This is a genomic window from Amycolatopsis sp. NPDC003861 (assembly GCF_053605405.1).
Genome location: NZ_JBSGJD010000325.1, coordinates 1 through 8,964, shown reverse-complemented (window position 1 = coordinate 8,964; position 8,964 = coordinate 1). Strand labels below are relative to the sequence as shown.

Here is an 8,964-nt window from a genome sequence, read left to right as displayed (position 1 = left end):
GTGGTAAGGCGGGTTCTAACCCGCCTTACCACTCACGACCAGCCGGGCGAGGGTGAACGCGCAACCTTCGCGGGGGTTGCCACGTCGGTAAGGTCACCGGAGATGTCCCTGGGGGATGGGGTCTGGGACGCGAAGTCCCAGAGGGGACGGCAACGACATGCCAGGGGAAGACCCCGGCCTGCGGGTGGGCGTGCTCGGCCCGCTGCGGGCCTGGCGCGGGACGGCCGAAATCGGCCTCGGCCCCGCCCGTCAGCGCGCCATCTTCGCGGTGCTCGCCGTCAACGCCGGCCGGCCCGTCCCCCGCGCCGAACTGATCGCCGGCGTCTGGGGCGATTCCGCGCCCGCGAGCGTCGAAGGCAGCGTCCACACCTACGTCTCCGGGCTGCGCCGGGCCATCGAACCGGACCGTTCACGCTGGTCGGCGGCCAGCGTGCTGGTCTCGGATCCCGCTGGGTACTCCCTGGTCCTCGACGAAGACGCGCTCGACGCGGCCCTGTTCGAACGGCACCGCGAACGCGCGCAGCGGCACCTCGAGCAGGGCGATCCGCGGGCCGCCGTCACCGAACTCGACGACGCTCTCGCGCTCTGGCAGGGCGAGGCGCTCTCCGGCGTCCCCGGCGGGTTCGCCGAACGGCACCGCGAATACCTCGCCGAACTGCGGCTGGACACCCTCGAACGCCGCGCCGAAGCCGTGCTGGCGCTCGGCGGGCACCTCGACCTGGCGCCGGAGCTGGCGGTGCTGGCCGGCGAACACCCCCTGCGGGAATCGCTGCGGGAGTCGCTGATGCTCGCCCTCTACCGCAGCGGGCGGCCCGCCGACGCCCTCGACGTCTTCCGCGACGCCCGCGCCACGCTCGTCGCCGAACTCGGCGTCGAACCCGGCCCGGCGCTGCAACGGCTCCAGCGGCAGATTCTCGCCCAGGACCCGGCCCTCGACACGCCCGTGGCGCCGGTCGTCGTCACCGGGCACCGGCTGTTCGGCCGGGAAGCCGAAACGGCCCGGCTCGCGGAGCTCGTCGCCGACGTCCGGGCCGGGCGGGGCCGGGCGGTCTGGATCGAAGGGGACGCCGGGATCGGCAAGTCCGCGCTGCTCACCTCCTCGCTGCCGGACGGCCCCGGATTCCAGCGGCTCTGGGCGGCCGCCGACGAGCTGAGCACCCGGTTCCCGCTGCAGGTCGTGCTGGAGTGCCTGGCCATCGACGCGCATTCGCCCGACCCGCGGCGCGCGCGGGTGGCGAAGGAGCTCGCGGGCGAGGGCCCGGCGCAGCGCAGCTGGGGCCCGGCCGACCCGGTGCTCGGCGCCGTCGACCGGCTGCTGGCGCTGGTCGACGAGCTGTGCGCGCAGTCGCCGCAGGTGCTGGTGCTCGACGACCTGCAGTGGGCCGACGAAGCGTCCGTGCTGGTCTGGCACCGGCTCTGCGCGGCGACCCGGCAGCTGCCGCTGCTGCTGGTGGCCGCCACCCGCCCGGCGCCGGACCGCGCCGAGCTCGCCCAGCTGCGCCGCGGTGTCCAGGCGCGGGACGGGGTCGTCCTCGACCTGGCGCCGCTGACCGGCGAGGACGTCGGCCGGCTGATCGAAGACCAGCTCGGCGCGCCGCCCGGGCCGGGCCTACGCGAGCTGGCCGCCCGTGGTGCCGGGAACCCGTTGTACGTCAAGGAGATGGTCGACGTCCTGCGCCGGGCCGGCTCGGTGGCGGTGAGCGGCGGCCAGGCGGACGTCGACGACCCGGCGGAGTTCGAGGCACCGCGGTCGCTGGTCGCCGCGGTCGACCGGCGGCTGGACTTCCTGACGGCGCGGACGCAGGAAGTGCTGCGCTGGGGCGCCTTGCTGGGCATGGAGTTCGCCGTCGGCGACGTCGCCGCGGTGCTCGGCACCCGGCCGTCGGACCTGCTGGCGCCACTGGAAGAAGCCGTCACGGCGAACGTCCTCATCGACACCGGGACGCAGCTGGCGTTCCGCCACCCGCTGCTGCGCCAGGCGCTGTACGACCGGCTGCTGGCCGGGACCCGGGCGGCACTGCACCGCCAGGCCGCCGAGGCGCTCGCCGGGATCGGCGCGCCGGTGAAGCGCGTCGCCGAACAGCTCGTCGCGGCACCGGCCACAGTGGACGAATGGGTGCTGGACTGGCTCGCCGCGCACCACGCGGTCGTGTCGACCCGGGCCCCGCTGATCGCCGTCGAGCTGCTGGAGCGCGCGCTGGCCGCCTCCGCCGCCACCGACCCGCGCCGGGAGACGCTGCTGGTCGCGCTGGTCAAGGTGCTGTTCCGGCTGGAACGCAGCCCGGAAACCCTGGCGCGGCAGGCCCTCGACGTCGCCACCGACCCGGACGCCGTCGAGGAGATGCGGCACGTGCTCGCGGCGCTGCGACACCGCCGTGGGGACACCGAAGGCGCCGTCGCGACGCTCGCCGCGTGGGTCGACGACCCGGCCGTGCCGGAGCTCTGGCGGGTCAAGCACCGGCAGCTGCTGGCGAACTTCCGGCGCGGCAGTCTGTCCGATTTGGACACCGCGGAGCGGACCGCGCACGAGACGAAGGCCCTCGCCGGTGGCGACCGCTACCTGACCGCGCACGCGCTGCAGTCGTTGTGGCTGGTCGATTCGGTGCGCCGCGAGCACGAGCGCGCGCTCGCCCACATCGACGCGGCGATCGAGGCCGTCGGCGACGAGCACGAGCTGGCGGACCTGCACCTCGACCTGCTCGACAACCGCGTTTTCACGCTGCAGAACCTCGATCGCCTGGCCGAGGCGGGCGAGGCCCTCCGGGCGGCGGGGGAAGTCGCGGCGCGGCACGCGCTGCCGGTCGGGCTGCAGGTGTCGGCCGCGGTGCACCGGTACTGGGAGGGCCGCTGGGACGAGGCGCTGGTCGAGCTGGACACGGTCATCGAGGACGGCCCGGCGATCACGTTCTACGGCCTGCGCGAGCCGGGGCCGGCGGCGCTGCTGCTGCACGGCGTCGCGGCCCTGATCGCGGGCCGCCGCGACGACCGCGCCCAGGCGGCGGCCCACCTCGACGCGGCGGAGGAGTACGCCCCGGCGACCGGCGCCGAGCGCGAGAGCTTCGACTTCCTGCTGGTCGCCGACGCCCTGGCGGCCGAGCAGCGCGGTGACCGGGTCCGCGCGCTGGCCGTCCTCGAGCCGATCCTGAACCCGACGTACGCGCAGATGATGCTGCGGCACCAGTGGCTGCCGGCGTTCGTACGGCTGGCGATGGAGCAGGACGAACTCGACCGCGCCCGGCGCGCTTTGGCGGTGTGCGAGGAAGAAGCGGCGAAGGAGCGACGCCCGGCGCGGGCGCACGCGGCGGCGTCGTGGTGCCGCGGGCTGATCGAGGAGGACCCGGCCCCGGTGCTGGCGACGGCCGAGCACTTCCGCGCGGTCGGCCGCCGCCCCGAGCTCGCCTCGGCGCTGGAGGACGCGGCAGTGCTGCTGGCCCGCGCGGGCCGGCTGGACGCGGCACACGCGGCGTTCGAGGAGGCGGCCGAGCTGTACACGGCGCTGGCGGCCCGCTGGGACCTGCGGCGCGCGGAAACCCGGCTGCGCCGCCTCGGCGTCCGGCGGGGTGCGCTGTTCTCGCCGATCCGGCCGGGCCACGGCTGGGAGTCGCTGACACCGATCGAGGTCCGGATCGCCGGGCTGGTCGCGGAAGGCCGGTCGAACCCGGACATCGCGGCCGAGCTGTCCCTGCCGCGCCGGACGGTCCAGGCCCACGTGGCCCGGCTGCTGGGCAAGCTGGAGACACCGTCACGCTCGGGGGTCGCCGACGCCGTCCGCCGCCGGCCGTAACGCGTTGGCCTTGGCGACCCGGCCCAGGTAGCGGCCCGATTCCTTGACCGTCCGCCGCTGGGTCCCGAAGTCGACGTGCACCAAGCCGAACCGCTGCGTGTACCCCATCGCCCACTCGAAGTTGTCCAGCAACGACCAGGCGAAGTAGCCGCGGACGTCGACTCCGGCGCGGATGGCGTCGTGGACCGCCCGCAGGTGCTCCATGAAGTAGTTCACCCGGGCCGCGTCGAACACCCGGCCGTCGACCACGTGGTCCACGAAGGACGCGCCGTTCTCGCCCACGACCAGCGGGAGCCCGCCGGACCGCTCGTCGATCCACCGCAGGAGGCCGGTCAGCGTGTCCGGTGCTTGTTCCCAGCCGAACGCCGTCAACGGCCCCTTCGCGGGCAGCACGTCCATCCCCCGCAACGTCGGCAGCGGGCAGTTGCTCGGCGCCTGCGGGTCCTCGAGCGGCGTGACACGCGCCGGGGCGTAGTAGTTCACGCCCAGCCAGTCGATCGGGGCCGCGATGGTTTCGGTATCGCCGTCGTGGATCCGGTCGGCCAACCGGCCGGCGGCGGCCAGCACGTCCTCCGGATAGCCGCGGCCCAGCACCGGGTCGAGGAAGAACCGGTTGTGGATGCCGTCGAACTTGCGGGCCGCTTCGCGGTGGGCCGGGGTGTCGCCGTCCGGGATGGCCGGGGCGAAGTTCAGGGCCAGCGAGAACTCGTGCTCCGGCCCGGCGAGCGCGCGCGTCGCCAGGCCGTGCGCGAGCAGCAGGTGGTGGGCCGCGACGAGCGCCGTGTCGTGGTCCTGGACGCCCGGGGCGTGCACGCCGCTGCCGTAGCCGAGGAACGCGGCGCAGAACGGCTCGTTGATCGTCGTCCAGTGGCGCACGCGGTCGCCGAGTGCGCGGTGGACGACCGCCGCGTAGTCGGCGAACCGGGCGGCCGTGTCGCGCTCCGGCCAGCCGCCGGCGTCCTCCAGGGCCTGCGGCAGGTCCCAGTGGTAGAGCGTCAGCACCGGCGCGACGCCGTGGCTCAGCACCTCGTCGACCAGCCGGTCGTAGAAGGCGAGCCCGGCCGCGGACGGCGTCCGGCCGTCCGGCAGCACCCGCGGCCACGCGACGGAGAACCGGTAGGCGTTGAGTCCCAGGTCGGCCAGCAGGCCGATGTCCTCGGGGTAGCGGTGGTAGTGGTCGCAGGCGACGGCACCGGTCGCGCCGTCGAGCACCTTGCCTTCGGTCGCCGCGAAGGTATCCCAGATGGACGGTCCGCGACCGCCTTCGGTGACGCCGCCCTCCACCTGGTAGGACGCCGTCGCCGCGCCCCACAGAAAGCCTGCTGGGAAGGTCATACCGGTGCCCCTTTCAGGATGCCCCGCACGAGGTGGCGGCCCAGCAGCAGGAACAGCGCGATGACCGGCACGACGGCCACGGTCGCGCCGGTGAGCATCAGCGCGTAGTCGGTGTAGTAACCGCTGGCCAGCTGCGACAGCGCGACCTGCACGGTCGGCGTCTCGTTCGGGTCGAGCACGACCAGCGGCCAGAAGTAGTCGTTCCAGGTGGCCATGAACGTCAGCATCGCGAGCACCGCGGCCGGCGCGCGGAGGGCGGGCACCGCCACGTGCCAGTAGGTGCGCAGGATCGAGCAGCCGTCGACGGTCGCGGCGTCGACGAGGTCCGGGCTGATCGCGTTCTCGCACGCCTGGCGCATCCAGAACACGCTGAAGGCACTGACCAGCGCCGGCACGATCACCGCTTCGAGCCGCCCGTACCAGCCGAGGTCGCCGACGACGAGGTACAGCGGGATGACGCCGAGCTGCGCCGGCACCATCGCCGAGCCGACGACCAGCAGGAACAGCGTGTTGCGGCCGCGGAACTTCAGCCGCGCGAAGGCGAACCCGGCGAGGCTCGCCAGCACGACGTTGGACACCATGACGGTGCTCGCGACGATCAGCGAGTTCCCGATGGCCAGCCAGAAGTCGACGGTGCCGAAGACGCGCCGCACGTTCTCGGGCAGGTTCCCGCCCGGCAGCAGCAGCGGCGACGTCTCCCCGATCGCCGAGTTGTCCCGCGTGGCCACGACGAACGACCAGTACAGCGGGAAGATCGAGGCGCCGAGCACCCCGGTCAGCGCGGCGTACACCCAGCCGCCGGGCCGCCGCCGCGCTGTCACGCCGACCTCACGAACCGGCGCACCAGCCGGTAGTTGACCAGCGCGAACAGCGCGCAGATCACGAACATCACCCAGGTCAGCGCGGCCGCGTAGCCGGCGTCGAGGTGTGTGAACCCCTTTTCGTACAGGTACATGACCAGCGTCTGGAACTGGCGGTCGTTGCCGCCGGTGCCGGCCGAGCCGCCGGCGTCGAACAGCTGCGGCTCGGCGAACAGCTGCAGGCCGTTGACCGTGCCGGCGATGGCGGTGAAGGCCAGCGCGGGCCGGATGCCGGGCACGGTGATCGACCAGAACGTCCGCCACCGCGAGGCCCCGTCGAGCTCCGCGGCTTCGTAGAGGTCACCGGGGACGGCCTGCATCGCGGCCAGGTAGATCAGGGCGTTGTAGCCGGTCCAGCGCCAGAGCACCATGCTCGCGACGGCGAAGTGGGACGTCCAGGCCGTCGCCCGCCAATTGACCGGGGCGACGCCGAACCAGCCGAGGACCTCGTTGACGACGCCGTAGTCGCGGCTGAACAGCTGCCCGAAGACCAGCCCGACGGCGACGACGGACACGACGTTCGGCAGCAGCACCCCGGTGCGCCACCAGGTCGCGGCCCGCAGCGGCCGGTCGAGCAGCGCCGCGATGCCCAGGGCCAGCAGGAATTCCGGGATCGCCGCGAGCAGGAAGATGGAGACGGTGTTGGCGAGCGCGTTGTAGAAGTGCGGATCCGTGAGCAGGTCGCCGTAGTTGGCGAGGCCGAAGCCGCCCCGGTCGCCTTCGAGCAGGTTCCAGTCGTGCAACGAAACCCACGCCGTGTAGAGCAGCGGGAAGGCGCCGAAGACGACGAACAGGGCGAAGAAGGGCGCGACGAAGAGCAGCGGCGTGACCGCGCGGTCGAGGCGGTGCTGCACGCGTGGCTACTTCAGGGCGGCTTGGGCCTGCTGGACGGCTGTCGTCCAGGCTTGCTCGACGGTGTCGGTCTTCTCCTCGATCCGCCCGAGGGCCCGGCCGAACTCCGGCCGGACGTCGGCGTCGCGCAGCCCGCGGTAGTTCGGACGCAGCTGGTCGGCCGAAGCGGCGAAGATCCGCCCGGTCGGCGCGTCGCCGAAGTAGCTGTCGGTGTGCGCGACGACCTGCGGATCCTCGTACACCGCGGGCTCGCTGGGCAGGATGCCGTCGGAGAGGAAGAGTTTCTTCTGCTGCTCGGGGGCGGTCAGCCAGCGAGCGAGCTCGTACGCCTCTTTCTGGTGCGCGCCCTGCTTCGGGACGGTCAGGAACGAACCGCCCTGGTTGCCGCTCCTGCCGGGCACGGTGGTGACGTCCCACTTGCCGCGGTTGGCGTCCCCGCCGGCTTCCTTGATCTGGCTGAGCATCCACGCGGGGCAGGCGACGGTGGCGAAGGAGCCCTGCTTGATCGCCACGTTCCACGCCTGGGTGAACGTGGTCGCCGCCGCCGTCTGCCCCTTCGCGGCGAGGCCGCCGGAGAGGAAGAAAGCGGTGCGCACGCTCGGGTTGCGGTCGGCGATGAAGGAGTCGTCCCGCTGGGAGAAGTAGTTTTCCGGCGACTGGTTGAGCATCGCCGTGTAGACGGTGCCGGCGGAGTCGGCGAACTTCACGTTCGGCGTCTTGCTGGTGAACCGCTCGGCGGTGGCGGCGTAGGCGTCCCAGTCCGGCATGAGCTTCGCGACTTCGTCGCGCTCGGTCGGCAGGCCGGCGGCCTGGAACAGGTCGCGCCGGTAGCAGAGGGCGAGGCTGCCCATGTCCGTGCCGAGGCCCAGCACGAAGGCGCCGTCGGTGCCCTGCGCCCACTTCCACGGCACCCACTGCTTTTCGAGTTCGCGGGCGCCGTAGCCGGCCAGGTCGGCGAACTTGTCCTTCGCCTTCCGGTACTGCGGCATGTACTGCTCTTCGATCGCGACGACGTCGGCGGCACCGCGTCCGGTGGCGAGCTGGGTCGCGAGGCCCTTGTGGTGCGTGTCGAAGTCGGTGACGCGGTTCTGCACTGTGATGTCCGGGTGCAGTTTTTCGTATTCGGCGATCAGGGGCGCGTAGCCGAACTCACCGAAGGTCGCGATGGTGAGCTTGGTCTTCCCCCCGGCGTCCCCCGGAGTGCAGGCGGCGAGCGGGATCAACGCGGCGACCAGGATGGCGATCGTTCGCAACAGGCTTCCTCAGATCACACCGGCCCGCACGGCGTAGGCGACCGCGTGCGGCCGGTTGCGCAGGTTGAGCCGGTTGGTCATGGCGTAGATGACGTTCTTCACGGTCCGCTCCGAGTAGCAGAGTTTTCCCGCGATCTCGGCAGTGTCCCAGCCTTCGGCCATCAGGCGAAGCACATCCACCTCGCGCGGCGTGAGCGCCGCCCCACCGCGTTCATCGGCGAGCGCCTCGACCTGCTCACGCAGCGGCGCGGACCGCCCCCGAGCGGCGGCGAGCACGCTCCCGGTGACCCGATCGAGCGCGGTCCGCGGCAGCACGGCGGAGACGTGACAGTCGGCGAGAAGGCCGACGTGCGCAGGGTCGACATGCCCGGCCACCAGCACAATGGCGGCGGGAGACTCAGCCGAAGCGGCCCGCAGAGCGGCCACGGCCTCCCGGTCAACCTCCCCGACAGCGAACACGAGAACGGCCGCCTCACCCCGGCGGGCCCGCGGCAGGACGAGCAGCTCGGGGCGGGACCTCAGGTGGTTGATCAGCCCGGTCAGGGCAATGGGGTCGGAAGCCCACGCCGCCACTCGCACCTGGTCCATCGAACCCTCCTCAGCCCACGACGACGCCTGCCTCGGGCCAGTCTGGTGAGACCGCCTTCACGAATTCTCTAACGGCGGGGGAGCCATTCTTCACGGCGTGAAGTTTGGCGGTTTTGGCGGTGGCGGGTGGCTGGTCGAGGGTTGAGCGCGCTGGTTGTGGCCGCGCCGGCCGCGCTGCCGCCTGCGGTCGTCGAGCCGGGACAGCGGGCCGCCATCGGGGGCGGCTGGGTGGCTGCTCTCTCGGCTGGGCACGTTGGCCGTGGCCGCGCTGGCCGCAGGGTTCCGGCCCGCG

At 72.8% G+C, this 8,964-nt stretch carries 6 protein-coding genes; 1 reads left to right on the top strand and 5 read right to left on the bottom strand.

Annotated features, from left to right (window positions below; genetic code table 11):
- Positions 1-157: 157 nt before the first annotated feature.
- Entirely contained in the window at positions 158-3,784 is a 3,627-nt protein-coding gene (locus ACWEVN_RS43405; RefSeq protein WP_452055175.1) for a BTAD domain-containing putative transcriptional regulator, read from the top strand.
- Here ACWEVN_RS43405 and ACWEVN_RS43400 read toward each other — a convergent pair.
- The 5 genes from ACWEVN_RS43400 to ACWEVN_RS43380 are packed head-to-tail and all read right to left on the bottom strand — an operon-like array spanning position 3,743 to position 8,672.
- The gene (locus tag ACWEVN_RS43400; RefSeq protein WP_452055174.1) at positions 3,743-5,119 is read right to left on the bottom strand and encodes a GH1 family beta-glucosidase; all 1,377 of its coding nucleotides are present in this window, start codon (positions 5,117-5,119) and stop codon (positions 3,743-3,745) included. The genes ACWEVN_RS43405 and ACWEVN_RS43400 overlap by 42 nt on opposite strands.
- Entirely contained in the window at positions 5,116-5,940 is an 825-nt protein-coding gene (locus ACWEVN_RS43395) for a carbohydrate ABC transporter permease (protein WP_452055173.1), read from the bottom strand. The genes ACWEVN_RS43400 and ACWEVN_RS43395 overlap by 4 nt, the downstream gene beginning before the upstream one ends.
- A complete protein-coding gene (locus ACWEVN_RS43390; protein ID WP_452055172.1) occupies positions 5,937-6,833 on the bottom strand; it encodes a carbohydrate ABC transporter permease in 897 nt (298 codons plus the stop codon). The genes ACWEVN_RS43395 and ACWEVN_RS43390 overlap by 4 nt, the downstream gene beginning before the upstream one ends.
- A gap of 6 nt (positions 6,834-6,839) precedes the next feature.
- The gene (locus ACWEVN_RS43385) at positions 6,840-8,084 is read right to left on the bottom strand and encodes an ABC transporter substrate-binding protein (protein ID WP_452055171.1); all 1,245 of its coding nucleotides are present in this window, start codon (positions 8,082-8,084) and stop codon (positions 6,840-6,842) included.
- Positions 8,085-8,093: 9 nt separating this feature from the next.
- Positions 8,094-8,672, bottom strand: coding sequence for a response regulator transcription factor (locus tag ACWEVN_RS43380; protein ID WP_452055170.1), 579 nt, complete (start codon positions 8,670-8,672; stop codon positions 8,094-8,096).
- Positions 8,673-8,964 lie beyond the last annotated feature (292 nt).